19 protein-coding genes and 1 riboswitch are annotated in these 25,535 nt (G+C 73.2%); of the genes, 6 read left to right on the forward strand and 13 right to left on the reverse strand.

The window, feature by feature from the left end:
• Positions 1-19: 19 nt before the first annotated feature.
• A complete protein-coding gene (locus tag EJG53_RS10165) occupies positions 20-820 on the reverse strand; it encodes an inositol monophosphatase family protein (RefSeq protein ID WP_125044589.1) in 801 nt (266 codons plus the stop codon).
• A gap of 138 nt (positions 821-958) precedes the next feature.
• Complete coding sequence (locus tag EJG53_RS10170; protein ID WP_125044590.1) at positions 959-2,140, reverse strand: ferrochelatase; 1,182 nt, start codon at positions 2,138-2,140, stop codon at positions 959-961.
• Between the two features lie 145 nt (positions 2,141-2,285).
• Between EJG53_RS10170 and EJG53_RS10175 the strand changes: the two genes are divergently transcribed.
• Both EJG53_RS10175 and EJG53_RS10180 read left to right on the forward strand, forming a co-directional pair.
• Positions 2,286-3,599 (forward strand): MFS transporter, encoded by a 1,314-nt coding sequence (locus EJG53_RS10175; protein ID WP_244955085.1) that lies wholly within the window; start codon positions 2,286-2,288, stop codon positions 3,597-3,599.
• Positions 3,490-4,878, forward strand: a complete 1,389-nt coding sequence (locus EJG53_RS10180) for a D-arabinono-1,4-lactone oxidase (protein WP_125044591.1) — start codon at positions 3,490-3,492, stop codon at positions 4,876-4,878. Before EJG53_RS10175 ends, EJG53_RS10180 begins: the two co-directional genes overlap by 110 nt.
• A 295-nt stretch (positions 4,879-5,173) precedes the next feature.
• On the opposite strand, the gene EJG53_RS10185 is transcribed toward EJG53_RS10180, so the two are convergent.
• Entirely contained in the window at positions 5,174-6,319 is a 1,146-nt protein-coding gene (locus EJG53_RS10185; protein ID WP_125044592.1) for a hypothetical protein, read from the reverse strand.
• Between the two features lie 496 nt (positions 6,320-6,815).
• On the opposite strand from EJG53_RS10185, the gene sepH reads away from it, so the two are divergent.
• Positions 6,816-7,871 (forward strand): septation protein SepH, encoded by a 1,056-nt coding sequence (sepH, locus tag EJG53_RS10190; RefSeq protein ID WP_125044593.1) that lies wholly within the window; start codon positions 6,816-6,818, stop codon positions 7,869-7,871.
• 202 nt (positions 7,872-8,073) lie between these two features.
• Here the strand turns inward: sepH and EJG53_RS10195 are convergent, their stop codons facing one another.
• Positions 8,074-8,910, reverse strand: coding sequence for a sulfurtransferase (locus tag EJG53_RS10195; protein WP_125044594.1), 837 nt, complete (start codon positions 8,908-8,910; stop codon positions 8,074-8,076).
• Positions 8,911-9,201: 291 nt separating this feature from the next.
• Between EJG53_RS10195 and EJG53_RS10200 the strand changes: the two genes are divergently transcribed.
• Positions 9,202-9,975 (forward strand): VOC family protein, encoded by a 774-nt coding sequence (locus EJG53_RS10200; RefSeq protein WP_125044595.1) that lies wholly within the window; start codon positions 9,202-9,204, stop codon positions 9,973-9,975.
• 123 nt (positions 9,976-10,098) lie between these two features.
• Here the strand turns inward: EJG53_RS10200 and EJG53_RS10205 are convergent, their stop codons facing one another.
• The 4 genes from EJG53_RS10205 to EJG53_RS10220 form a co-directional block, all read right to left on the reverse strand.
• On the reverse strand, positions 10,099-10,752 hold the full coding sequence (locus EJG53_RS10205; protein WP_031012774.1) for a thymidine kinase: 654 nt from the start codon (positions 10,750-10,752) through the stop codon (positions 10,099-10,101).
• 154 nt (positions 10,753-10,906) lie between these two features.
• The gene (locus EJG53_RS10210) at positions 10,907-12,106 is read right to left on the reverse strand and encodes an alkaline phosphatase family protein (protein ID WP_125044596.1); all 1,200 of its coding nucleotides are present in this window, start codon (positions 12,104-12,106) and stop codon (positions 10,907-10,909) included.
• Positions 12,106-12,693, reverse strand: a complete 588-nt coding sequence (locus tag EJG53_RS10215; protein ID WP_003981824.1) for a DUF5998 family protein — start codon at positions 12,691-12,693, stop codon at positions 12,106-12,108. The genes EJG53_RS10210 and EJG53_RS10215 overlap by 1 nt, the downstream gene beginning before the upstream one ends.
• A 91-nt stretch (positions 12,694-12,784) precedes the next feature.
• Positions 12,785-15,670: a bifunctional acetate--CoA ligase family protein/GNAT family N-acetyltransferase gene (locus EJG53_RS10220; RefSeq protein ID WP_125044597.1), complete on the reverse strand. Its 2,886-nt coding sequence runs from the start codon at positions 15,668-15,670 to the stop codon at positions 12,785-12,787.
• A 328-nt stretch (positions 15,671-15,998) separates the two neighbouring features.
• Here EJG53_RS10220 and EJG53_RS10225 point away from each other — a divergent pair, with 328 nt between their 5' ends.
• A complete protein-coding gene (locus EJG53_RS10225) occupies positions 15,999-16,280 on the forward strand; it encodes an HPr family phosphocarrier protein (RefSeq protein WP_030021209.1) in 282 nt (93 codons plus the stop codon).
• A 302-nt stretch (positions 16,281-16,582) separates the two neighbouring features.
• Here the strand turns inward: EJG53_RS10225 and EJG53_RS10230 are convergent, their stop codons facing one another.
• The 4 genes from EJG53_RS10230 to EJG53_RS10245 all read right to left on the reverse strand — a co-directional run bounded on the left by EJG53_RS10230 (position 16,583) and on the right by EJG53_RS10245 (position 21,486).
• Positions 16,583-17,275: a GntR family transcriptional regulator gene (locus tag EJG53_RS10230; protein WP_125044598.1), complete on the reverse strand. Its 693-nt coding sequence runs from the start codon at positions 17,273-17,275 to the stop codon at positions 16,583-16,585.
• 232 nt (positions 17,276-17,507) lie between these two features.
• Positions 17,508-18,305 carry a M23 family metallopeptidase gene (locus EJG53_RS10235; RefSeq protein ID WP_031009122.1) on the reverse strand — a complete coding sequence of 266 codons (798 nt, stop codon included), beginning with the start codon at positions 18,303-18,305 and terminating at the stop codon, positions 17,508-17,510.
• A gap of 13 nt (positions 18,306-18,318) precedes the next feature.
• Positions 18,319-18,506: riboswitch (cyclic di-AMP (ydaO/yuaA leader) on the reverse strand.
• A 248-nt stretch (positions 18,507-18,754) separates the two neighbouring features.
• Positions 18,755-20,122 (reverse strand): M16 family metallopeptidase, encoded by a 1,368-nt coding sequence (locus EJG53_RS10240; protein ID WP_125049293.1) that lies wholly within the window; start codon positions 20,120-20,122, stop codon positions 18,755-18,757.
• Positions 20,123-20,142: 20 nt separating this feature from the next.
• Positions 20,143-21,486, reverse strand: a complete 1,344-nt coding sequence (locus EJG53_RS10245; protein WP_125049294.1) for a M16 family metallopeptidase — start codon at positions 21,484-21,486, stop codon at positions 20,143-20,145.
• Positions 21,487-21,727: 241 nt separating this feature from the next.
• Here EJG53_RS10245 and EJG53_RS10250 point away from each other — a divergent pair, with 241 nt between their 5' ends.
• Complete coding sequence (locus EJG53_RS10250) at positions 21,728-24,175, forward strand: DNA gyrase/topoisomerase IV subunit A (RefSeq protein WP_125044599.1); 2,448 nt, start codon at positions 21,728-21,730, stop codon at positions 24,173-24,175.
• A 128-nt stretch (positions 24,176-24,303) separates the two neighbouring features.
• Here the strand turns inward: EJG53_RS10250 and EJG53_RS10255 are convergent, their stop codons facing one another.
• The gene (locus tag EJG53_RS10255) at positions 24,304-25,521 is read right to left on the reverse strand and encodes a CobW family GTP-binding protein (RefSeq protein WP_244955086.1); all 1,218 of its coding nucleotides are present in this window, start codon (positions 25,519-25,521) and stop codon (positions 24,304-24,306) included.
• Between the last annotated feature and the right edge of the window lie 14 nt (positions 25,522-25,535).

Consider the following 25,535-nt stretch of genomic DNA (forward strand, 5'->3'; position numbering starts at 1 on the left):
CGCGTCGCCGTACGGATACTCAGTCGTGCCAGGCCCCCAGCTCCTCCAGCAGGGGCTGGAGGGTCGCGAACACGTCCGGCGAGGCGGCCACGACCAGGTCGTTCGAGGCGGGCTCGCCGGGGCGGCCGCCGGTGAGCGCGCCGGCCTCGCGGGCGATCAGGGCGCCGGCCGCCATGTCCCACGGGTTCAGCCCGCGCTCGTAGTAACCGTCGAGCCGGCCGCAGGCCACGTCGCACAGGTCGATCGCGGCCGAACCACCGCGCCGGATGTCGCGGACCTGCGGCAGCAGGGTGCGCAGCACCTCGGCCTGGGCGGCGCGGCGCTCGCTCAGGTAGGCGAAGCCCGTACCGATCAGGGCCTGGGACAGCGGCGGCGCGGGACGGCAGCGCACCGGCTCCCCGTTGCGGAACGCGCCGCCGCCCAGGACGGCGTGGTAGGTCTCGCCGCGCATCGGCGCCGCGACGACGCCGGCGACGGCCTCGCCGTCCTTCTCCGCGGCGATGGACACGGCCCAGGAGGGCAGTCCGTACAGGTAGTTGACCGTGCCGTCGACCGGGTCGATGACCCAGCGCACCCCGCTGCTGCCCGCGACGCTGGCGCCCTCCTCGCCCAGGAAGCCGTCGTCGGGACGGTGCTCGGCGAGGAAGCCGGTGATCAGCTTCTCGCTGGCGATGTCCATCTCGGTGACGACGTCGATGGGGCTGGTCTTCGTGGCGGCCACGCCGAGGTCGGCGGGGCGGCCGTCGCGCAGCAGCTCACCGGCGCGGCGGGCGGCCTCCAGGGCGAGGCCGAGAAGTTCGTCCTGCAGCGGATCGGACACGGTGCTCCTTGCTCGTACGGGCGGCCGCTCGGGACCGTCCTGCGGGGCGGCGCGGCGCCGCCGTCTGTCGTCTCGGTACGGCTCCGGGGCCTGCCCTCGGGTCCCTCGGGCTCCGGGGGCCGGCCCCCGCTGCGGGGCCTACCCCTGGACCTCCGCCACCGGCCCCGTCCAGTCCGCGCCCGCGGCGGCCGGGCGCGGGGTGCGGGCCGGGCAGCAGCCGACCGGGCACAGGTCGTGGCTCGGCCCCAGCTCACCGAGGGCGCAGCGGGCCGGCGCGCGGCCCTGCTCGGCGGCGGCGCGCTCCAGGACCAGGTCGCGGACGGCCGCGGCGAAGCGCGGGTCGGCGCCGACGGTGGCGGAGCGAGCGACCGGCAGACCCAGTTCGGCGGCCTTGGCGGTGGCTTCGGTGTCGAGGTCGTACTTGACCTCCATGTGGTCCGAGACGAAGCCGATGGGCGCCATGACGACCGCGGGGACGCCCGCGCCGTGCACCTCTTCGAGGTGGTCGCAGATGTCCGGCTCCAGCCAGAGGATGTGCGGGGCGCCGCTGCGGGACTGGTAGACCAGCCGCCACGGGTGGTCCACGCCGGTCTCCTCGCGTACCGCGTCGGCGATCACCCGGGCCACGTCCAGGTGCTGGGCGACGTACGCGCCGCCCTCGCCGTTGCCGGTGTGGTCCTCCGGGCGGCCGGAGGTGTCGGCCGCGGCGGTCGGGATGGAGTGGGTGGTGAACGCGATGTGGGCGCCGTCGCGGACGTCCGCGGGCAGTTCGGCGAGGGAGGCGAGCACCCCGTCGACCATCGGGCGGACGAAGCCGGGGTGGTTGAAGTAGTGGCGGAGCTTGTCGACCCGGGGCACGGGCAGCCCGTCGGCCCGGAGGGTGGTCAGCGCGTCGGCCAGGTTCTCGCGGTACTGGCGGCAGCCGGAGTACGAGGCGTAGGCGCTGGTGGCCAGGACGGCGATCCGGCGGTGGCCGTCGCGGACCATCTCGCGCAGCGTGTCGACCAGGTAGGGCGCCCAGTTGCGATTGCCCCAGTAGACGGGCAGATCCAGGCCGTTTTCGGCGAAGTCCTTGCGCAGTGCGTCCAGCAGCTCGCGGTTCTGCGCGTTGATCGGGCTGACGCCGCCGAACAGGAAGTAGTGCTGCCCGACCTCCTTCAGGCGCTCGCGGGGGATGCCGCGGCCGCGGGTGACGTTCTCCAGGAAGGGGACGACGTCGTCCGGGCCTTCGGGGCCGCCGAAGGACAGCAGCAGCAGGGCGTCGTAGGGACCGGGGGTCCCCCCGGCGGTCGGACGGGACGGATCGCACTGTTCGGGCATGTCTTCGATCCTGCCACCAGCCACTGACAGGCGGAAAACCGGAGGCGGCCACCAGCGCGGCGCGCGTAAGCTGTGTCGGCCTCAGACATGCCTTACCGACTCCCGGACCTTCCGGGCATCGGCTCTTCACCGGCGGAGCTCCCCCATGCCTAGCCCGTACCGCGCGCTCTTCGACACGCCCGGCACCAAGTCGTTCACGGCCGCCGGTTTCCTGGGCCGGATGACGCTGTCGATGACCAGCATCGGCATCGTCACCATGGTCTCCCTGCTGACCGGCAGGTACGGCCTCGCGGGCGCCCTGGCGGCGACCGTCGCGCTGGCCTCGGCGGTGCTCAGCCCGCAGGTGTCCCGGCTGGTGGACCGGCACGGCCAGCGCCGGGTGCTGCGCCCGGTGACCCTGATCTCGGCGGCGGCGATCGCGGGCCTGCTGGTGAGCGCGCAGCAGGGCTGGCCGGACTGGACGCTGTTCGTCTTCACGGCCTGCGCGGGCTGTGTGCCGAGCGTCGGCTCGATGGTCCGGGCCCGCTGGGCGGCCGTCCACCACAGCTCGCCGCGCCTGCTGCACGCCGCCTACTCCTGGGAGTCGATCGTCGACGAGGCGTGCTTCATCGTCGGGCCCATCCTCTCCATCGGCCTGTGCACCTCCTGGTTCCCCGAGGCGGGCCCGCTGCTGGCCACGGTCTTCCTGGTGGCGGGGGTCTTCTGGCTGACGGCGCAGCGGGCGACCGAGCCGCCGCCGCATCCGCGCGAACACCAGGCCAAGGGCTCGGCGTTGCGCTCCCGCGGCCTCCAGGTGCTGGTGGTGACGTTCGTGGCGACCGGCGCGATCTTCGGTGCGACCGACGTGGTGACGCTGGCGTTCGCCGAGGAGCAGGGCCACCAGGGCGCCGCCAGCCTGGTGCTGGCGTCCTACGCGCTCGGGTCGTGCGCCGCCGGCGTGGTCTTCGGGATGATCCATTTCAAGGGCCCGGCCGCCCGCCGGTGGCTGGTGGGTGTCTGTGCGATGGCCGTGAGTATGATCCCGCTCCAACTGGTCGGGAACCTGCCGTTGCTGGCCGTGGCGCTCTTCTTCGCGGGCCTGTCCATCGCGCCGACGATGGTGACCACCATGGCCCTCGTCGAGCAGCACGTACCGCGCGCGAATCTGACCGAGGGCATGACCTGGACCAGCACCGGGCTCGCGGTCGGAGTGGCGTTCGGCTCGTCCGCCGCCGGGTGGGTGGTGGACGCGGCCGGAGCCGGGCGCGGCTACCTGGTGCCGGCCGTGGCGGGGGCGCTCGCGGCGGCGGTGGCGTTCCTCGGATACCGCCGGCTGCGGCCGGCGCCGCATCGGGAGGGGACGGGCGCAGATGACCGAGGCACAGCGGACGACCGGCAGGAACAGGACAGCGGTACGGGCGGGAGCGGCCCGCACGGTCCGGGCGATACGGGGGACCAGGCCCCGGCCCGCCTGGCGTAACTGGGCGGGCACCGTCGCCGTGGAGCCGGCCCGCAGCGTCTCGCCCGCCTCCACCGGCGAACTGGCCGCGGCGGTCCGCGCGGCGGCCGCCGACGGGCTCACGGTCAAGGCGGCCGGCACCGGCCACTCCTTCACCGCGGTCGCCGCCACCGACGGGCTGCTCATCCGTCCCGAGCGCCTGACCGGCATACGGGAGGTGGACCGCGCCGCCGGCACCGTGACCGTGGCGGCCGGCACCACGCTCCAGCAGCTCAACCGCGCCCTCGCCGCGCACGGCCTGTCGCTGGCCAACATGGGCGACATCATGGAGCAGACCGTCTCCGGCGCGGCGAGCACCGGCACCCACGGCACCGGCCGCGACTCGGCGTCCATAGCCGCCCAGATCACCGCGCTCGAACTGGTCACCGCCGACGGCTCGGTGCTCACCTGCTCCGCCACCGAGAACCCCGAGGTCTTCGCGGCGGCCCGGGTGGGCCTGGGGGCGCTGGGCGTGATCAGTTCCGTCACCTTCGCCGTGGAGCCGCAGTTCTGGCTGTCGGCCCGCGAGGAGCCCATGGCGTTCGACCGGGTGACGGCCGAGTTCGACCAGCTCGTGGCGGAGAACGAGCACTTCGAGTTCTACTGGTTCCCGCACACCGGCAACTGCAGCACCAAGCGCAACAACCGCAGCCAGGGCCCCGCCGCCCCGCTCGGCCGGGTCAGCGGCTGGATAGACGACGAGCTGCTCTCCAACGGGGTCTTCCGCGCCGCGTGCGCCGTCGGCCGGGCGGTGCCCGCCACCGTCCCGGGGATCGCCCGGCTCTCCAGCCGCGCGCTGTCGGCCCGTACGTACACCGACATCCCGTACAAGGTCTTCACCAGCCCGCGCCGGGTGCGCTTCGTGGAGATGGAGTACGCGCTGCCGCGGGCGGCCGCCGTCGAGGCGCTGCGCGAGCTGCGGGCGCTGGTGGAACGCTCGGACTTCCGGGTGAGCTTCCCGGTGGAGGTGCGGACCGCGCCCGCCGACGACATCCCGCTGTCCACCGCCTCCGGGCGGGACACCGCCTACCTGGCCGTACACATGTACCGGGGGACGCCGTACCGGGCGTACTTCACCGCGGCCGAACGGATCATGACGGCGCACGGCGGCCGGCCGCACTGGGGGAAGCTGCACAGCCGGGACGCCGCGTACCTCTCCGGCGTCTACCCGCAATTCGGCGAGTTCACCGCGCTGCGCGACCGGCTGGACCCGCAACGCCTGTTCACCAACGCCTACCTGCGGCGCGTGCTGGGCGAGTGAGGCAGGGCCGGGCCGGCCGGACCGCCCGGACGGCTGAAACGCTCATTCGGCCCAACGTCCCGCAGGGATGAACGGCCCGGAGGGCCCGCGGGCCCGGCAGCGGAACGGCCCGGACCCGGCGCAGTGCCGGGTCCGGGCCGTTCGGTCACCGCCCGCGCGGGGCGGCCCCGTCCGTTCTCCCGCCGAAAGGCATTCGGTCCGCGCGGAGGACGGAAATTCCGCTCCGGTTAAGGGGATTCGGTCCCCGGACGGGGCGGCATTACGTCCCGCCCGGGCACGGATTTCCGTCCCGTGTTCACGAGGATTTCGGGTCGGGAGCCTGCTGTCCGCCGGGCTCCTGCTTGTTCCGGTCGCCGGAATCGCCCCCGGAGTCGTCACCGCCCTTGCCGGTGTCGCCCCCGGTGCCGCCGCCGGACTTCGACGGCTGCGGGCTCGGCGGCGGCGTCGGCTTGCCGCTCCGGCTCGCGTCCGGGCTCGGCGTCGGCGTGGACGGCTTGCCCGTACTGCCGGTGCCGCCGTCGCCGGTGCCGGTGCCGGTGCCGGTGGAGCTGCTGACGCCGGGCGACGGCGTGCTGCCCGTCGAGCCGTCACCGTGGGAGGTGCCGGGCGACGGCTGGTCCGTGGCGGGCGGAGTCTTCGGCTCGGACTTGTGCCCGCTGCTCCCGAAGAAGTTGCCCACCGAGGTACCCGGGCTGCCCGACGCGTCCTTCCCGGTGACCATCTCGACGCAGGTGACGGCCCCCATCGACAGCACGAAGATCGCCAACGCGGCCAGCGCCGGCCGCTTCCAGCCGCGCAGCCGGGTGCCGTACGTGGCGGTGCTGACCTCGTCGGCCCGCTGCGGCACCGCGGTGGCGCCGGCCGGCGGGTGGCCGGGCCGGGCCTGCCCCAGCGCCATGGTCCGGTCGTCGAGACGCGGCACCATCTGCGTCTTGTCGGTGGCTCCGGCGTCCGCTCCGGAGGCCCGCGCCGGATCGGCCTGCGGGAGCAGCCGCGTACGGTCGCCGTCCGGGTCCCCGGCCTGCGGCAGCAACTGCGTACGGTCGGCGTCGCCGGCCCGGCCCTCGTCCTTGGCCGCGACGGACGTGATCTCGTCCTCCGCGCCCTGCCGGTCGAAGGTGGGCAGCACCATGCCGGTGCCGGACCCGGCGCCCGGCGTTCTGCGGGAGCCCGAGGACCGGCGCGGCTTCGGCCGGGTGCCGACGGTGGCGGCCTCCTTGAGCTGCTCGCCGGTCCGCCGGAAGAGGTGCTGGAAGATCGAGCCACCGGTCGTGGCCACGACACTCACCACACCCGCGCCGATGATGGTCCCGTACACGCCGAGCTGCCCGGCGAGAAAGGCGGCGACGGCGGCCGCCAGGGCACTGCCCGCGACCTGAGGAACGCTCAGGTCGAGCCGTTTCTCCTTGTTTTTCGTGTCGGTATCGCTTTTGTTGTCCATCTCCAGCCTTTGATCGCCCCTTCGATCCATCTTGCACGGACAAGTGACCTATGGGCGAAGCCGGTAGTTCCGATTCTGCGGATTCTGTGAACCTCGCCACCCGTCACACCGTGTAGAGAGATCGACAAGGCGACCAACTCCCTTGGCGCGGGAGAACTTGGGCGGCGCGGCGGTCCACCTCCGTGGCCCGAATGGAGTACTGTGGCGAGCCCTGGCCCCGGAATCCCGTCCGGCTGCCCGGATACACGGGAGGGGGCCGGAAGGTGGCACTCACCCCCGGGTGCCGCCACCGGGCACGGGTGACTGGGAGCAGGAACAGGACATGGTCACTGAGCGTTGCGAACAGGTAACCGTGTCATAACGGCGTTTCTGGGCCAAGCCTCGACACGCCGGGTAACTCGGCAATGTTGTGGCAGGCTGCACCCGGGCAGGCCACACTCGACTAGCGGAAGCAGCGACGCACGTGACGTCGGCAGGCACCACCCGGGAGGTCCCCATGCCCGAACTGCGTGTCGTGGCCGTCTCCAACGACGGCACACGGCTGGTGCTCAAAGCTGCGGACAGCACCGAGTACACGCTTCCGATCGACGAGCGGCTGCGCGCCGCCGTCCGCAACGACCGCGCGCGGCTCGGCCAGATCGAGATCGAGGTGGAGAGCCACCTGCGCCCGCGGGACATCCAGGCGCGTATAAGAGCAGGTGCCTCCGCCGAAGAGGTCGCCCAGCTCGCCGGCATCCCGGTCGACCGGGTGCGCCGCTTCGAGGGCCCGGTGCTCGCCGAGCGCGCCTTCATGGCCGAGCGGGCCCGCAAGACGCCCGTACGCCGCCCCGGGGAGAACACCGGCCCGCAGCTCGGCGAGGCCGTCGCGGAGCGGCTGCTGCTGCGCGGCGCCGACAAGGACTCCGTGCAGTGGGACTCCTGGCGGCGCGACGACGGCACCTGGGAAGTCCTGCTGGTCTACCGCGTCGCCGCCGAGCCGCACTCGGCGAGCTGGACCTACGACCCGCCGCGGCGGCTGGTCCAGGCCGTCGACGACGAGGCGCGGGCGCTGATCGGCGAGACCGACGACACCCCGGAGCCCAGCTTCCCGTTCGTGCCGCGGATCGCGCGGCTGCCGCGCGACCGGCCGCTGGACCGCGCCCTGGACCGCCAGTCGCAGGACCGCGACCGGGACCGTGCGGGTGCCGAGGACGACGAGCCGGCGCGGGCCGAGGACGGCTCCGGCGAGCGCGACTCCCTGACCAGCCTCCTGGAGGCGGTGCCGAGCTTCCGTGGCGACATGGTCGTCCCCGAGCCGGTGAAGGCACCGGCGCAGGAGGAGTCCGTCGAGGACGAGGAGCTGGAGGAGCCGGCCGCTCCGGCGGCGAGCGCGGGCGCGGGCTCGGCCTACGCCGACGTGCTCATGCCACGGGCGGTGGCCGGTCACCGGGACCGCCTCACGGGCACCACCGACCGCCAGGCCGAGGCCGACGGCGTACGGCCCGGGCGGCGCGCCGCCGTACCGAGCTGGGACGAGATCGTCTTCGGGACGCGGCGCAAGAAACCGGAGTAGCGGGGACGGTACGGCCGGCGGCCCGGCGACGAGGACGCCGTCCTCCGCCGCCCCGTGCCCCCGTCCGCCATCCCGTACGGTCGGCCGCGCCCGTCACCCATTCGGCCGCCGTCCGTACACCCGCCCGTCATCGCGAACGGGCGTACGGGACGTTTTCGGCCAGGTGCCAGGCGCCGCTGCCGGCGTCAGCCCGCCTCGGGTGTCAGCCCGCCTCCGCTCCGGTGGCCACCGGCCGTGCCGGGTCGCCCGACCACTCGCTCCAGGAACCCACGTACAGCGCCGCCGGCACCCCCGCGACCGCCAGCGCCAGCACCTCCTGGGCGGCGGAGACCCCCGAACCGCAGTACACGCCGACCTCGGCGTCCGCGGTGGCCCCGAGGGCCGTGAAGCGTGCGGCCAGCTCGGCGGGTGGCAGGAACGTGCCATCGGCGGCGAGGTTCTCCGTCGTCGGCGCGGACAGCGCGCCCGGGATGTGCCCGGCGACGCGGTCGATGGGCTCCACCTCGCCGCGGTAGCGCTCCCCGGCCCGCGCGTCCAGCAGGACGCCCCGCCGGGCCAGGGCCGCCGCCTCGTCCGCCGTCAGCAGCGGCAGCGCGCCGGGCGCCGCGGTGAAGTCGCCGGGCGCCGGGGCCGGCTCCTCGGTGCTCAGCGCTCCCCCGGACGCGGTCCAGGCGGCCAGGCCGCCGTCCAGGACCCGCACCGAGGGGTGGCCGGTGTAGCGCAGCAGCCACCACGTACGGGCCGCCGACCAGCCCTGCGCGCCGTCGTACACCACGACCGGGCGGTCCGCCGAGACCCCGGCCCGGCGCATCGTCCCGGCGAAGGCGTCGAGGTCCGGGAGGGGGTGTCGGCCGGCCGGCCCCGGGGGGCCCGCGAGCTCGTCGTCCAGGTCCACGTAGACGGCGCCGGGCAGGTGCCCCGCCTCGTACTCGGGGCGGCCGGGCGGGCCGCCGAGCCGGTAGCGGACGTCGAGGAGGACCGGTGGGGTCCCGGAGGCCAGTGCGTCCGCCAGTCCGGCGGCGGTGATGAGGGGATTCATGGGGTCATCCTCGCGCAGGGAGGGCGGAGTACTGAAGGTGCCCGCACCCCTGCGGATCTTCGCCGGGTCCTACGGGGCTCCTCCGGGCGGCGCACGTCGTACGTCCCCGAACGGCAACGTCGCCGAAACGGGTGCGAAACATCAAATCGGGCATTCTCCCATGGGAACGCGCCGAAGACGGCGCGGCCGGGACGCGCAGCGGATGAGGGGTGCGAGCATCTGCACGGGACGGCGCACTCGCGCCCGGTCCCCGCACGGCCACCACCCCGATGGTCCGAGGAGAGAGTGACGATGACGACCGAGGCAACGACTCGGCGGACGCCCGGCGCGCCTTGCTGGGTGAGTCTCATGGTGCACGACCTGGCCACGACGGAGCAGTTCTACAGCGCGCTGTTCGGCTGGGACTTCAAACCGGGACCGCAGCACTTCGGTCCCTACGTCCGGGCGTATCTCCACGGGCGGGAGGTGGCCGGTATCGGGGAACTGGCGCCCGACCGCCACCTGCGGGTCGCCTGGACGACCTATCTGGCGAGTGACGACGCGGACGCGGCGGCCGAGCAGATCCGCGGCTGCGGCGGCACGGTCGCCGTCGGGCCGCTGGACGCGGACGACGAGGCGGGGCGGATGGCGATCGCCTCGGACCCGCAGGGTTCGGTCTTCGGGCTGTGGCAGGGCAAGGAGATGGTGGGCGCGGCGCTGGTCGGCGTGCCCGGGGCGCCGGTGTGGAACGAGCTGGTGACCCGGGAGACGGGGGTGACCGCCTTCTACGAAGCGGTGTTCGGGTACGAGACCCGGCCGGAGGGCACGGTCCCGGACTACCTGACGCTGCATCTGAAGGGGCGGCCGGTGGCGGGCGTCCACGGTGTCGGTGACGCGCTGCCGCGGGAGTTGGGGCCGCACTGGATGACGTACTTCGCCGTCTCGGACACCGATGCCGCGGTGCGGCGGGTGACGGAGCTGGGCGGCCAGGAGGTGCGCGCGGCCCAGGACACCGCGTACGGGCGCGTGGCGACGGTCGCCGACCCCGAGGGGGCCGTGTTCGCGGTGCTCCAGCAGCCGGGCTGAGCGGGCGGGGGCCCGGCCAGGGCGCGGCGCTGAGCGAGCGGCCGGAGGGGCGCGGACGGGGCGCGCGGTGCTGAGCGAGGCGCGGTACCGGTGCCGCGCGCCCTCCGGTTCCGCCGGCCGGGGCTATTCGGCGCTGTAGACCGGCAGGACGTCCGGGGACAGCGCCGCCGCGTGGGCGGAGGCCGAGGTCTGGCGGCGCCGGTGATGGCGGCGGCAGAGCACCTCGTAGCCCACCTCGGCGGGAGCGCTGTGGACGTCGCCGATGACGACCTGCGCGCCCTCGACGACCATCTGGCCGTCGAGCGTGCGGGCGTTGTGCGTGGCGCGGGCGCCGCACCAGCACAGCGCCTCGACCTGGAGGACCTCTATGCGGTCGGCCAGTTCGACCAGGCGCTGCGAGCCGGGGAAGAGCTTGCTGCGGAAGTCGGTGCTGATGCCGAAGGCGAAGACGTCCAGCTCCAGATCGTCGACGACGCGCGCGAGCTGGTCGATCTGGTCCGGGGCGAGGAACTGCGCCTCGTCGGCGATGACGTAGTCCACCCGGCCGCCGGAGCTCAGGGCGGCGACGATGTGGGCGTAGAAGTCCATCCCGTCCGTCGCCTCGACGGCCTCGGTGACCAGTCCGAGGCGGGAGGAGAGCTTGCCGCGGCCCGCCCGGTCGTCCCGCGTGTAGATCATTCCTTGCAGGCCGCGGGCCGAGCGGTTGTGCTCGATCTGCAGAGCGAGGGTGCTCTTTCCGCAGTCCATCGTTCCGGAGAAGAACACCAGCTCGGGCATGGGAGAACGCGGGCCTTTCGGGCTCGGGGCGAGTGGGGGCGGGCGGGAGCGCACGTGGGGGTGGGCTCGCCGGGCGGACGGGACAGGGCTTGCGGGTCAGGGTGTGGGGGCAGGCGTGCGGGGCCGGCTCAGGCGCGCGGCCCGGGTACGGGGCTCAGGTGCGGACTTCGAGGAGCGGTACGAGCTGTTCGGCCGGCGTCATCGAGCCGTGCATCCCGACCATCGCGGACTCGCGCGGCTCCGTCTCGCTCGCCACGATCACCATGTCGGCGTGCGCGGCGACGACGACGTCACCGATGCGGGCCCGGACCCGGTCGTCGACCCGGGGGCCGAACCACCCGGCGGCGACGGCCTCGTCCCGGCCCGCCACCCACATATGTTCCCCGACCACCTCGCGCCATACCGCGAGCACGTCACCGGCGGCGCCGGGGTGCGCGTACAGATGCCGCGCGCGCCCCTCGCCGCCCAGCAGCCGCACGCCCGCCCGCAGTTCCCAGTCCTCGTCGAAGTCGATGCGGTGGTCCGGGCCGAACGGGATGTCGATCATGCCGTGGTCGGCGGTGACGTACAGGGCGCTGCGCGGCGGCAACTGCTCGGCGAGGCGCTGGGCGAGGCGGTCGACGTACATGAGCTGGCCGCGCCAGGCGTCGGAGTCGACGCCGTAGCGGTGCCCCGCGCCGTCCACCTCGGCGTAGTACGTGTAGACCAGCGAGCGGTCGCCGGCGGCGAGCTGTTCGGCCGCCAGGTCCATCCGCTCCTCACCGGCGAGCCGGCCGTGGAACGTGCCGCCGCTGAGCGCGATCTCGGTGAGCGGGGTGCGTTCGAAGTTCGGCGCGGAGACCTGGCAGGTGTGGATGCCGGCGGCGTGCGCCTGCCGGAAGACGGTCGGGTACGGCTGCCAGGCGTACGGGTCGGTCCACGGGTGCCAGCGAAGCTGGTTCATCAACTCGCCGGTGTCCGGGTTCAGACAGGTGTAGCCGGCCAGGCCGTGCTCGCCCGGCGGCAGCCCGGTGCCGACGGAGGCCAGCGAGGCGGCGGTGGTGGCCGGGAAGCCGGCGGTGACCGGACGGCCGGTGCGGTTGAACGAGCTGTCCAGCAGGGACGTCAGGAACGGCGCCTCGTCCGGGTGGGCGCGCAGCAGCTCCCAGCCGAGACCGTCGACGAGGAAGACGCAGACCCGGTCGGCGGGGTCCAGGTCCATGCCGGGGCCCGCGGCGCCGGGCAGGGTCAGGCCCTGGCCCGCGGTGACGGCGGGCAGCAGGTCGGCGAGCGAGCCGGTGCCGTACGCGGGCACCGGCGCGCCGGCCAGGTCGAGGGGTTCCGGTTCCGGCCAGGCGGGGACGGCGTACGCCATCAGCGGGTGGTGGCCGCGGTGGCTTCGGACAGGGCCTGGGCGAACGCGAGGGTCTGCCGCACGGTGTCCGGGCCGTCGCCGGCCTCGCTGACCCGCAGCGACAGGTCGTCGGCCGTCGAGGAGCCGGTGTAGCCGTGGTCGGCCTCGCAGTTGGGGTCGCCGCAGGTGGCGGGCTCCAGGTCCAGACGGGCGACGGCGCCCCAGCCGATGGTCAGGACGACCTCGCGGGGCAGCCGGCCCGGGGTGTACGACTCGGGGTTGGCGACCACCCGGCTGAGGACGACCGAGGAGATCCGGCCCAGCTTCACGGACTCGGTGGAGGTCGTCGCGTACGGCGACGGGGAGGTGTCGTCGGCGGACTGCTCGTCGGTGTGGCTGACGATGAAGCGGGTGCCGGTCAGGACCAGGACCGTGACATGGCGGCGGACCTCGTTGGCGTCGAAGGTCGTCTCCTGGTGGACCAAGTACGACACCACCGGCTCGCCGCCGACCGCGGCCTGCACCGCCTCGGCCACCAGGGCCGGGTAATAGCCGCTGCGCTCGATCGCCGCGCGCAGCCCTTGGGTCGTCGTACCGGTCTTAGCCATGCGGCCATCTTACGGGGCGTACCGGCCGGGGCGGGCCCGAGAGGCCGCGTCCGGGCCCGGGGCCCCCGGCCGGGGTCCCGGGTGCCGGCGCTCAGTAGGCGGGCATCCGGCGCGGGCCCAGGTCGGTGGTGACCGGCGGACGGGCCAGGCGGACCGTGGCGTCCAGGACGGCCAGGCCGTGTGCCGCGACGACGACCGGCTCCAGGTCGACGCCGACGACCTCGGGGTGGTCGTCGACCAGCCGGGAGACCCGCAGCAGCAGGTCCTCCAGGGCGGCGGTGTCCACCGGCTGGCTGCCGCGCCAGCCGAACAGCAGCGGAGCCGTGCGGATGGACCGTATCTGTTCGGCGACGTCGCGGTCGGTCGCCGGGATGAGGCGGTGTGCCGTGTCGCCGAGGAGCTGCGAGGGGGCGCCGGCCAGGCCGAAGGACAGGACGGCGCCGGCGGCCGGGTCGATGGCGGCGCGGACGACCGTGTCGACGCCGCGCGGCACCATCGGCTGGACGACCGGGCGCAGCTCCTCGGGCTTGCCGAGGAAGTCGGTCAGCTCGGCGTAGGCGCGGCGCAGCTCCGCCTCGCCGGTCAGGTCGAGGCGGACGCCGCCGAGGTCGGGGCGGTGCCGCAGGTGCGGTGCGGTGGTCTTCAGGGCGACCGGGTAGCCCAGGCGGGCGGCGGCCCGTACGGCGGTGTCCGGGTCGGGGGCCGGGTGGGCCGGGCGGACGGGGATGCCGTACCGGGCCAGCAGGGCGTGGGCGTCCTCGGCCGGCAGCGGGACGGAGCGGGTGATGTCGGCGTGCCGGGCCAGCTCGTCGAGCAGCCGGTCGATGTCGGCGCCGGCGGCGGCCTCCTCGATGTCCTCGTACTCGGGCACCCGGCCCGGGTCGGCGGCGTCCCGGCGCCATTTCGCGTACCGCACCGCCTGGGCGAGCGACCGGACGGCGCGCTCGGCGGCGGGGAAGGCGGGGATGAGAGGGGCGGGAGCGGGGGCGGAGGTGGCTGGGGCGGAGGGCGGCGGGGTGGGGCCGGGCTGTGGAGGGGTGGCCTCGGACGGCTGCGGGGCGCTGCCGCGCTGCGGGGCGGGGGCCTCGGACGGCGGCGGCGCCGCCAGCGCGTCGGCGAGGGCGTCCATGGCCAGGTGGACGACGGTGACCGGCTTGGCGGGCGCGGCGGACGAGGCCGCTTCGCGCAGCGCCGCGGCGAGGTCGGCGCCCTCGCCCGGGGAGGCCACACCCTCCTCCCCCACCCAGGGGATGGCCGTGACGACGACGGCGTCGCAGAGCCCGTTGGCCAGAGCCGCGGACAGCGCCGTACGGAAGTCCTCGGGAGTGGCAGCGGCGGCGAGGACGTGCGGACGCAGCGGACGCAGTCCTTCGGTGAGGCAGGCGTCGTACGTCAGCAGGGCGAGCGACTCGCTGTTGCCCAGGATGGCGACGCGCGGGCCGGCGGGCAGCGGCTGGGAGGCGAGCAGCAGCCCGGCGTCGATCAGCTCGGTGACCGTGTCGACGCGGATCACGCCGGCCTGGCGCATCAGGGCGGAGACCGTGCTGTCGGGGATACGGACCGTGGGGACGGTGTGGCCGAGCGGCGCGGTGCCGGTGTGGCGGGCGCCCTTGGCGACGACGACGGGCTTGACGGCGGCCGTACGGCGGGCGAGCCGCATGAACTTGCGCGGGTCGCCGATGGACTCCAGGTAGAGGATCGCGACGTCGGTGGCGGGGTCGTCGTACCAGTACTGGAGCAGGTCGTTGCCGGAGAGGTCGGCGCGGTTGCCGGCCGACAGGAAGGTGGAGATGCCGGCGATCGAGCCGTCGCCGGGACCGCGCCGGTGCAGTCCGCTGAGCAGGGCGATGCCGATCGCACCGGACTGTGTGAACAGGCCGATGCGCCCGGCGCCGGGCATCTGGGGGGCGAGGGAGGCGTTCAGCCGGACGTCCGGCGCGGTGTTGATCAGGCCGAAGGCGTTCGGCCCGATGAGCCGCATGCCGTACGAGCGGGCCTGGCGCAGCAGGGCGCGCTGCCGCTCGCGCCCCTCGGGGCCGGACTCGGCGTACCCGGAGGAGAGGATCACCAGGCCGCGTACGCCGTGCTCGCCGCAGTCGCGGACCACGTCGGGGACCTGGGCGGCGGGGACGGCGAGCACCGCGAGGTCCACGGGCTCGGGGATCTCGGGCACCGAGCGGTGGCCGGGCACGCCTTCGGGGTCGAGGCGGGCGCCGCCCTCGGGGAAGGCGCGGTTGACCGCGTACACCCGGCCCGGGTAGCCGGAGTCGAGGAGGTTGCGCAGGACGGAGCGGCCGACGCCGCCGGGGGCGCGGCCGGTGCCGATGACGGCGACCGAGCCGGGTGCCAGCAGGCGCTGCACGGAACGGGCCTCGGCGCGCTGCTCGCGGCCGCGCATGACGGCCATGGACTGCTCGGTGGGCTCCAGGTCGAACTCCAGGCGCACCACGCCGTCTTCGAAGGTGCGCTGCTGGGTGTACCCGGCGTCCGTGAAGACCTTGATCATTTTGGTGTTGGCGGGCAGCACCTCGGCCGCGAACCGGCGGATGCCGCGCTCCCGGGCGACCGCGGCGACGTGCTCCAGGAGGGCGGAGGCCACCCCGCGGCCCTGGTGGGCGTCCTGCACGAGGAAGGCGACCTCGGCCTGGTCGGCGCCCGGCTCCTTGGCGGGGCGGCCGCGGTCGTCGATGCGGTCGTAGCGGACCGTGGCGATGAACTCGCCGCCCACGGTGGCGGCCAGGCCCACCCGGTCGACGTAGTCGTGGTGGGTGAAGCGGTGCACGTCGCGGTCGGACAGGCGCGGGTAGGGCGCGAAGAAGCGGTAGTACTTCGACTCGTCCGAGACCTGTTCGTAGAACGAGACCAGGCGCTGCGCGTCGTCGGGGGTGATGGGACGGATGCGCGCGGTGCCGCCGTCGCGCAGCACGACATCGGCTTCCCAGTGGGCCGGGTAGACGCTGTCCGACGGGCTCTGCATGGGGGACAGCGTACGGCCCGGCACTGACAACCGGCTCGGTGTGCGGGCCCGTGCGGGCCGGGGCAGTCTGGGTCGGGACGGTCGGCCCCGGACGGAGGGGGCCGGGCGGCGGGCGCGGCGGCGGAAGGGTTCAGGAGGAGGGGCCGGGTGGGGACTGGACGGCGCGGTCCCGGATGGCGGACGGTGCGGGCGTGCGCCGTGGAGCCGCCGGTAGCGTGCCCCCGGCCTGCGGAAAGCGCCGTCCCCGGCGCCGCCGCGGGCTGCCGGAGCACTCCCGGCGACATGAGACACTGGTCTAGACAACCGTTACGACTTGAAGGGCAACACCATGGCTGAGCGCCGCGTCAATGTCGGTTGGGCCGAGGGTCTGCACGCCCGCCCCGCCTCGATCTTCGTCCGTGCGGCCACCGCCGCCGGGGTTCCCGTGACGATCGCGAAGGCCGACGGCAACCCGGTCAACGCGGCCTCCATGCTGGCCGTGCTGGGCCTGGGGGCCCAGGGTGGCGAGGAGATCGTGCTGGCCTCCGACGCCGAGGGCGCCGACGCCGCGCTCGACCGTCTCGCGAAGCTGGTCGCCGAGGGCCTCGAGGAGCTCCCGGAGACCGTCTGAACCGCTTCGCGGGTCACTGTGTTCGCGGCTCCGCCGCGGTAGCCGGTTCACCGGCGCCGGGGCGGGGCCGTTTTTCGTGCGTCGCCGTAGGCCACGGCCGAAGGGCGGCACCCCGGAAATGCACACGCCGCCGCTACGGAGCACGCCGGGGAATTCCCGCAACGCCTCCCCCGCGATTCCACTGCACCCCTGCAAAACCCTCGCGGTAATTCATCCGCACTTTTCCGCAGCCCGCCGCACCGCACCGGAACCCCTGCCGATACCCCGACGAAATCACCTACCGCTTGTATACGGCCCGCCTGTTAATTCCGTTCGCGCGCCGTGTTTACGGTCTGTTTCGAATCCCTCACCGCCGGCCCGGGAACCACCGGACGCAGCCGGTACGCCGGGCGCGAGCGCTCGATGTGCGCCGCCATCAGGGCGCGGGCCCGTTCGGCGTCCCCACGGCCCACCGCGTCCAGCACCGCCCCGTGCTCCTCCCAGGAGCGCTCGTCGCGGGCCGGGGGCTCGACCACGTACATCCAGTCGATCTTGCGCCGCACCTGGGTGAGCAGCGCCGCCAGGCCCGTACTGCCGGACGCCTGGGCGAGCGTCTCGTGGAACCAGCCGTCGAGTTGGCGCAGCTCGGCGCAGTGGCCGTGCCGGGCGCGCTCACGGCCCAGCCGTACGACACCGCGCAGCACCTTGATGTGCGCCGCGGTGCGGCGGGCCGCGGCGCGCGCGGCGCCGAGCGGCTCCAGCAGCGCCCGGACGTCCAGGGTGTCGGCCGCTTCCCGCTCCGTCGGCTCGGCCACACAGGCACCCGCGTGGTGCCGGATGACGACGAAGCCCTCCGACTGCAGCGTGCGCAGCGCCTCGCGTACGGGAACGCGGGAGACCCCGTAACGGCCGGCCAGCATTTCCTCGATCAGGCGGCTGCCCGGCGGGAGGACGCCGGATACGATGTCGTCGCGGATCGCCGTGCACACCACATGCGCGGAAAGGGGACCTCGCATCGTCTGTGCCTCCGCCGTAATCCGCTGGGAACTTCCGGAAATGCCGCCGGACGGCGACTTTCCCGACGCGACTCTATGCGACAGGAACCGGATATCCGACGGCCATGGCGCATTCATGGATATTTTTTGGCCAGGTGCCGCACGGGCGGAAACGCAGATGCCCCGGCCACGGGGGCCGGGGCATCGTACGGGGGACGGGTGCGACGGGAGTGACGAGCGGGACGGGTGTCCGTCAGACGTTCACGCCGTGCGAGCGCAGGTAGGCGACCGGGTCCATGTCCGAGCCGTACTCAGGCGAGGTGCGGGCCTCGAAGTGCAGGTGCGCGCCGGTGGTGTTGCCGGTGTTGCCCGACAGGGCGATCTGCTGGCCCGGGGTGACGGTCTGGCCGACCGAGACGTTGATCGACGACAGGTGGCCGTACTGGGTGTAGGTGCCGTCGTTCATCTTGATGACGACGTTGTTCCCGTACGCGCCGCCCCAGCCGGCCTCGACGACGGTGCCGGAGCCCACGGCGTGGACGGTGGTCCCGGAGTCGGCGTGGAAGTCGATGCCGGTGTGGCTGCCGGAGGACCACAGGCCGCTGGACGCCTTGTAACTGGTGGAGACGTAGGAGCCGTCGATCGGCGCGACGTACATGAGCAGGCGCTTGCGCTCGGCCTCGCGGGCGGCGCGCTCCTTGGCCTCGCGCTCCTTCTTGGCCTCGGCCTCGGCCTGGCGCTTGGCCTCCTCGGCCTGTTTGCGCGCCTCGGCCTCGGCCTTGGCCTGCGCGGCGGCGGCCTCGGCGGCCTCCTGCTGCGCGTCGGCCTGCGCCTCGATCTGCTCGGCGAGCTCGTCGCCGAGGACGACGGCGTGGTGGAGGCCGGTGTCGTGGTTGCCCGCGTCGTCCGGGTTGCCGGCCGCCAGGGCCGGGGAGGCGACGGAGGCGATGACGCCGGACGCGGCGAGCGTGGCTATGCCGGCGAGGTTACGGGTCGTCCGCGCGCTGCGGCTCGGACCACGGTGCTTCCCGGTGGCACGGGTGAACGCCATGGGCTGGCTGTGTCCTTTCCTTCCCTCTCGCCTACCGGGTTAGCTGACGGGTTCGGAGCAGGAAGGTCTCCTACGGGCGCCTCCGGGAAGGCGTCCGATTCACCCCAAGGACGGGCCCCTCCTGCGCCGAAGTCGGCGACAAGAGGGCGGGTCCCCGGCTCCCCTGGCTCGCGCCGTACGGGGACTCGGCGATGACTGTCCGTGCCGCGGTTGCGGCGGTGATCCTGCGGACAGCCGGATCGACGCTAAACGGGGCCACTTTCAATCGGCAAACAGAACCCCGGATTTGTGCCGTACGCCACACGGGCACCGTGCAACCACCCCCAACAATTGGGACATAAAGAAGATCCAGTGGCGCCTGCGCACCACTGGATCCCTTATGTCACCGTTCGTCACACACTCGGGTCACAGGCCGTCCGTCCGGGCCGGAGACGTGCCGGTGACGCCCCTCAGCCCTTGACGACCGTCACCTCTCCGATGCCGAGCGCCTTGACCGGCTCCTCGATCTCGGCGGCGTCGCCCACCAGGACCGTCACCAGACGGTCGACCGGGAAGGCGTTGACGACCGCGGCGGTCGCCTCGACCGTGCCGGTCCGCGCCAGCCGCTCGTACAGCCGGGCCTGGTAGTCGTCGGGGAGCTGCTGCTCGACCTGGTCGGCGAGGGTGCCGGCGACAGCCGCGGCGGTCTCGTACTTCAGCGGCGCGACCCCGACGAGGTTCTGTACGGCCACATCGCGCTCGGCGTCCGTCAGGCCCTCCGCCGCGAGGGTGCGCAGCACCTTCCAGAGGTCATCCAGCGCCGGGCCGGTGGAGGCGGTGTCCACGGAGCCGCTGATGGCGAGCATCGCGGCGCCGTCGCCGTCGGCCGAGGAGCGCAGCACCTGCCCGAAGGAGCGCACCCCGTAGGTGTAGCCCTTCTCCTCGCGCAGCACCCGGTCCAGGCGGGAGGTGAGGGTGCCACCCAGGCAGTACGTGCCGAGCACCTGCGCGGGCCAGACGCGGTCGTGCCGGTCGGCGCCGATCCGGCCGATCAGCAACTGGGTCTGGACGGCGCCGGGGCGGTCGACGATCACGACCCGGCCGGTGTCGTCGGCGGTGATCGGGCTGGCCTTCACCGGTTCGGCGGGCGACCCCGTCCAGGCGCCGAGGGTCTCCGTGAGGGCCGCGTCCAGGTCGACGCCGATGAAGTCGCCCACGACGACCGCGGTGGCCGTGGCGGGGCGTACATGGGCCTCGTAGAAGGCCCGCACGGCCGCCGCGTCGATACGGGCGACGGTCTCCTCGGTGCCCTGGCGCGGCCGCGACATCCGCGAGTCGGCCGGGAACAGCTCCTTGGACAGGGCCATCGCGGCACGCCGGGCCGGGTTGGCGAGCTCGTGCGGGATCTCGTCGAGGCGGTTGGCCACCAGGCGCTCGACCTCGCCGTCCGGGAAGGCGGGGGCGCGCAGGGCGTCGGCGAGCAGGCCGAGCGCCTTGTCCAGCCGGGAGGCCGGGACCTCCAGGGACACCCGGACGCCGGGGTGGTCGGCGTGCGCGTCCAGAGTGGCGCCGCAGCGCTCCAGCTCGGCGGCGAACTCCTCGGCGTCGTGCTTGTCGGTGCCCTCGGACAGGGCGCGCGCCATGATCGTGGCGACGCCGTCCAGGCCCGCCGGCTCGGCCTCCAGGGGCGCGACGATGTCGATCTCGACGGCGACGACCTGCTGGCCCGGACGGTGGCTGCGCAGGACCGTGAGCCCGTTGGGGAGCCGGCCGCGCTCGGGGGCCGGGAAGGCCCACGGCTTGGGGTCGCCGCCGGCCGGCTGCGGGTGGAAGGTCATCGTGCTGCTGACGGCGTCGCTCACTGGGCCGCCTCCTCGTCGTTGTCCTCGGCGGCGGTCGGCTCGGTCGGCTCGTACACGAGGACCGCGCGGTTGTCGGGGCGCAGCCGGGCCTTGGCGACCTCCTGCACCTCCTGCGGGGTGATCTCCAGGACGCGCTGCACGGCGCTCAGGGCGAGCTGCGGGTCGCCGAACAGAACCGCGTAACGGCACAGTTCGTCGGCGCGCCCGGCGGCCGTGGCGAGCCGGTCCAGCCACTCGCGCTCAAGCTGGGCCTGCGCGCGCTCCATCTCCTCGGGGCTCGGGCCCTCGTCGGCGAAGCGGGCCAGCTCCTCGTCCACGGCGCGCTCGATGTCCGGCACCTCGACGCCGCCGGAGGTCTTCACGTCCAGCCAGCCCAGCGAGGGGGCGCCGGCCAGCCGGAGCAGGCCGAAGCCCGCCGCGACGGCCGTACGGTCACGGCGCACCAGGCGGTTGTACAGCCGCGAGGACTCGCCGCCGCCGAGCACCGTCAGTGCCAGGTCGGCGGCGTCGGCCTCACGGGTGCCGTCGTGCGGGAGGCGGTAGGCGGCCATCAGGGCGCGGGACGGGACGTCCTCCTCGACGACCTCGCGCAGCTCCGTGCCGATGACGTCCGGGAGGGAGCCGTCGCGCGGCGGCTGCTTGCCCTCGTGGCCCGGGATCGAGCCGAAGTACTTCTCCACCCAGGCGAGGGTCTGCTCCGGGTCGATGTCGCCGACGACCGACAGCACCGCGTTGTTGGGCGCGTAGTACGTACGGAAGAAGGCCCGCGCGTCCTCCAGGGAGGCGGCGTCCAGGTCGGCCATCGAGCCGATGGGCGTGTGGTGGTACGGGTGTCCCTCCGGGTAGGCCATGGCCGTCAGCTTCTCGAAGGCCGTGCCGTAGGGGACGTTGTCGTAGCGCTGCCGGCGCTCGTTCTTGACGACGTCGCGCTGGTTCTCCAGGGACTCCTCGTCGAGCGCGGTCAGCAGGGAGCCCATGCGGTCGGCCTCCAGCCACAGCGCGAGCTCGAGCTGGTGGGCGGGCATGGTCTCGAAGTAGTTGGTGCGCTCGAAGCTGGTGGTGCCGTTCAGGGAGCCGCCGGCGCCCTGGACCAGTTCGAAGTGACCGTTGCCCGAGACCTGGGCGGAGCCCTGGAACATGAGGTGCTCGAAGAGGTGGGCCAGGCCCGTACGGCCCTTGACCTCGTGCCGCGAGCCGACGTCGTACCAGAGGCAGACCGCGGCGACCGGGGTCAGGTGATCCTCGGAGAGCACCACACGCAGGCCGTTGGCCAGCCGGTGCTCGGTCGCTGTCAGGCCGCCGGAGCCGGCTTGTTCTGTGGCCGTGTGACCCATGGGCATGTACGTCCCTTCGATCCGCTTGCGAGAAAGTTCTGTCACTGTATGCAAGCGTGCCGAGCTATGGCGAAGTTCCCGGCCGGGCTGCCTCGTACGAGCGGACTTCGCGGCGACCTCGTCCGGGGCCTGGGGAGGGTCGCGGTCGGCGTTGTCAGTGGGCCGGGCCACAATGGTCCGCGAAAGACCCGAACGTTGATCCCGCATCGGCAAGCAGCAGGACGCAAGCGAAGGAGCCGCAGCCGCGATGGCCCGCCGTAGCACGAAGACCCCGCCGCCGGACGACTTCGAGGAGAGGATCCTCGACATCGACGTCGTCGACGAGATGCAGGGCTCCTTCCTTGAGTACGCGTACTCGGTCATCTACTCCCGCGCCCTCCCGGACGCCCGCGACGGCCTCAAGCCCGTACACCGCCGCATCCTCTATCAGATGAACGAGATGGGGCTGCGTCCCGAGCGCAGCTACGTCAAGTGCGCCCGTGTCGTCGGCGAGGTGATGGGTAAGCTCCACCCGCACGGCGACGCCTCCATCTACGACGCCCTGGTGCGGATGGCGCAGTCCTTCTCCATGCGGCTGCCGCTGGTGGACGGCCACGGCAACTTCGGCTCGCTCGGCAACGACGACCCGCCCGCCGCCATGCGGTACACCGAGTGCAAGATGGCCTCGGCGACCTCCCTGATGACGGAGTCCATCGACGAGGACACGGTCGACTTCGCCCCGAACTACGACGGCCAGGAGCAGGAGCCGGTCGCCCTGCCGGCCGCCTACCCGAACCTCCTCGTCAACGGCGCGTCCGGCATCGCGGTCGGCATGGCGACGAACATGCCGCCGCACAACCTCGGCGAGGTCATCGCCGCCGCCCGCCACCTCATCAAGCACCCGAACGCCGACCTCGACACGCTGATGAAGTACGTGCCGGGCCCCGACCTTCCGACCGGTGGCCGGATCGTCGGCCTGGGCGGCATCCGTGATGCCTACGAGTCGGGACGCGGCACCTTCAAGATCCGCGCCACGGTCTCGGTGGAGAACGTCACCGCCCGCCGCAAGGGGCTGGTCGTCACCGAACTGCCGTTCGCGGTCGGCCCCGAGAAGGTCATCTCCAAGATCAAGGACCTGGTGGGCGCGAAGAAGCTCCAGGGCATCGCGGACGTCAAGGACCTCACGGACCGCGAGCACGGCCTGCGCCTGGTCATCGAGATCAAGAACGGCTTCAACCCGGAGGCCGTCCTGGAGCAGCTCTACAAGCTCACGGCCATGGAGGAGTCCTTCGGCATCAACAACGTCGCGCTGGTGGACGGCCAGCCGCTGACGCTGGGCCTCAAGGAGCTGCTGGAGGTCTACGTCGACCACCGCTTCGACGTGGTGCGCCGGCGCAGCGAATTCCGCCGTACCAAGAAGCGCGACCGCCTCCACCTGGTCGAGGGCCTGCTCACGGCCCTGGTCGACATCGACGAGGTGATCCGCCTCATCCGCTCCAGCGAGAACAGCGCCCAGGCCAAGGAACGGCTGATGGACCGCTTCTCGCTGAGCGACATCCAGACGCAGTACATCCTCGACACCCCGCTGCGCCGCCTGACCAAGTTCGACCGGATCGAGCTGGAGTCGGAGCGCGACAAGCTCAAGGCGGAGATCGAGGAGCTGACCAAGATCCTCGAATCGGACGCCGAGTTGCGCAAGCTGGTCTCCGGCGAGCTGGCCGCGGTGGCCAAGAAGTACGGCACGGACCGGCGCACCGTGCTGCTGGAGTCGGCGGGCGCCCCGGTGTCCGCGATGCCGCTGGAGGTCGCCGACGACCCGTGCCGGGTGCTGCTGTCCTCCACGGGCCTGCTGGCCCGTACGGCCAACGGCGAAGTCAATTTCGACGCGGAGGCCAAGCGCGTCAAGCACGACGTGATCGTCTCGGCGGTGCCGGCCACCACGCGCGGCGAGGTGGGCGCGGTGACGTCCACCGGTCGGCTGCTGCGGCTCCAGGTCGTCGACCTGCCGCAGCTCCCCGACACCATCGCGGCACCGACCCTGTCGGGCGGCGCGCCGGTCTCCGAGTTCCTCAGCCTCCAGGACGGCGAGGAACTGATCTGCCTGATGACGCTGGACGAGTCCTCGCCGGGCCTGGCCCTCGGCACGCAGCAGGGCATCGTCAAGCGCGTGGTGCCGGACTATCCGTCGCACAAGGAGGAGTTGGAGGTCATCACCCTCAAGGAGGGCGACCGCATCGTGGGCGCCGCCGAGCTGCGCACGGGCGAGGAGGACCTGGTCTTCATCACCGACGAGGCGCAGCTTCTGCGCTATCCGGCGGGGCAGGTACGGCCGCAGGGGCGGCCGGCGGGCGGTATGACGGGCATCAAGCTGGGCCCGGACGCGAAGGTCATCTTCTTCTCGGCCGTCGACCCCGGTGCCGACGCCATGGTCTTCACCGTCTCCGGCTCGCACGGCACCCTCGACGACTCCGTCTCCACGGCCAAGCTCACTCCCTTCGACCAGTACCCGCGCAAGGGCCGGGCGACCGGCGGCGTGCGCTGCCAGCGGTTCCTGAAGGGTGAGGACTGTCTCTCCCTGGCCTGGGCGGGCGCCGCGCCGGTGCGGGCGGCGAACGCCAAGGGTGTCCCGGTCGACCTGCCGGAGCCGGACCCGCGCCGGGACGGCTCGGGCGTACCACTGACGAAGCCGGTCGCCGCGCTCGCCGGGCCGGTGTAGCGGGCACGGTTCCGCGTCGAGAACGGTGACGACGCCCCTGGGACGGCTGCGGCCGGGCCGGGGGCGTTGCCTTGCCCGTCGCGGCGTCCACGGGGGCTCGGTGTCCGCGAGAGGCGGGCTGCCGACGGCTACCGGTTGTCGGGTTCCCCCGGCCGCTCCGACTCCCCCGGCCGCTCCGACTCCCCCGGCCGCTCCGGCTCCTCCGGCTCGTCCGGACCGGCGAAGTCAGCGGTCTCATCAGGCTCGCCCGTGGACGGTACGTACCGGAGTACGCCCCACATGCTGTTCACGTCGGCGCGCTCCGGGCCCGTCTCCCGGCAGTCGGTCAGCTCCTTGCGTACCGCCGCCGTGTCGACCCCGCTGCCGATCAGGACGAGCTGGGTGCGGCGCTCCTCGTCCGGCTGCCACGGCGACGGGTAGAAGCGCAGGAAGTCGCCGACCGCGTGCACGGCGAACTTCTGGCGGTTCTCCGGTACGTCGAAGTGGACGAACCCCTTGATCCGGTAGAGACCGGCGGGCCTGCTGTCCAGGAAGGCCATGAGCCGGCGCGGGTTCATCGGCTCGTCCGACTCGAACGCGACACTCTCGTACGCGGCGTGGAGGTGCTGCCGATGACCGTGGCCGTGGCCACCACACCCCGGCCCGTGCTCACCACACTCGTCCCCCTCCTCGGCCTCCGCTTCCTCACGGAACAGATCCTCGAAGGACAACTGACGGACCGCCTCGTCGTCCGCCTCGCGCGGCTTGCGGTCGAAGAACAGCTCCGGGTCGATCCGCCCGTACGCGGCGGGCACGACCGGCGTCCCCGGGCTCAGCTCGGCAAGGGTCTCCAGCAGCGAGCGCTGCTCCGCCTCCCCGATCCGGTCGGCCTTGTTCAGGACCACCAGATCGGCGATGGCCACATGCCGGTCGATCTCCGGGTGCCGGGCCCGGGTGGCCCCGAACTCCGCCGCGTCGACGACCTCGACCAGTCCGCCGTAGACGATCCGGTCGTTCTCGCTGGCCAGGACCATGCGGATGAGTTCCTGGGGCTCGGCCAGGCCGCTCGCCTCGATGACGATCACATCGATACGGGCCGACGGCCGGGCCAGCCGTTCCAGGTACTCGTCCAGCTCGCTGGTGTCGACGGCGCAGCACAGACAGCCGTTGCCCAGCGAGACCATCGAGTCGACCTGCCCGGCCACCGTCATGGCGTCGATCTCGATGCTGCCGAAGTCGTTGACGACCGCTCCGACGCGGCTGCCGCCGCTGCGGCCCAGCAGATGGTTGAGCAGGGTCGTCTTGCCGGAACCGAGGAATCCGGCGAGCACGATGACCGGAATCTGTCGCGGGGCCTGCGGGGCCAAGGGGGCGCCTCCAT

This window comes from Streptomyces chrestomyceticus JCM 4735, from assembly GCF_003865135.1.
Classification (GTDB): Bacteria; Actinomycetota; Actinomycetes; order Streptomycetales; family Streptomycetaceae; genus Streptomyces; species Streptomyces chrestomyceticus.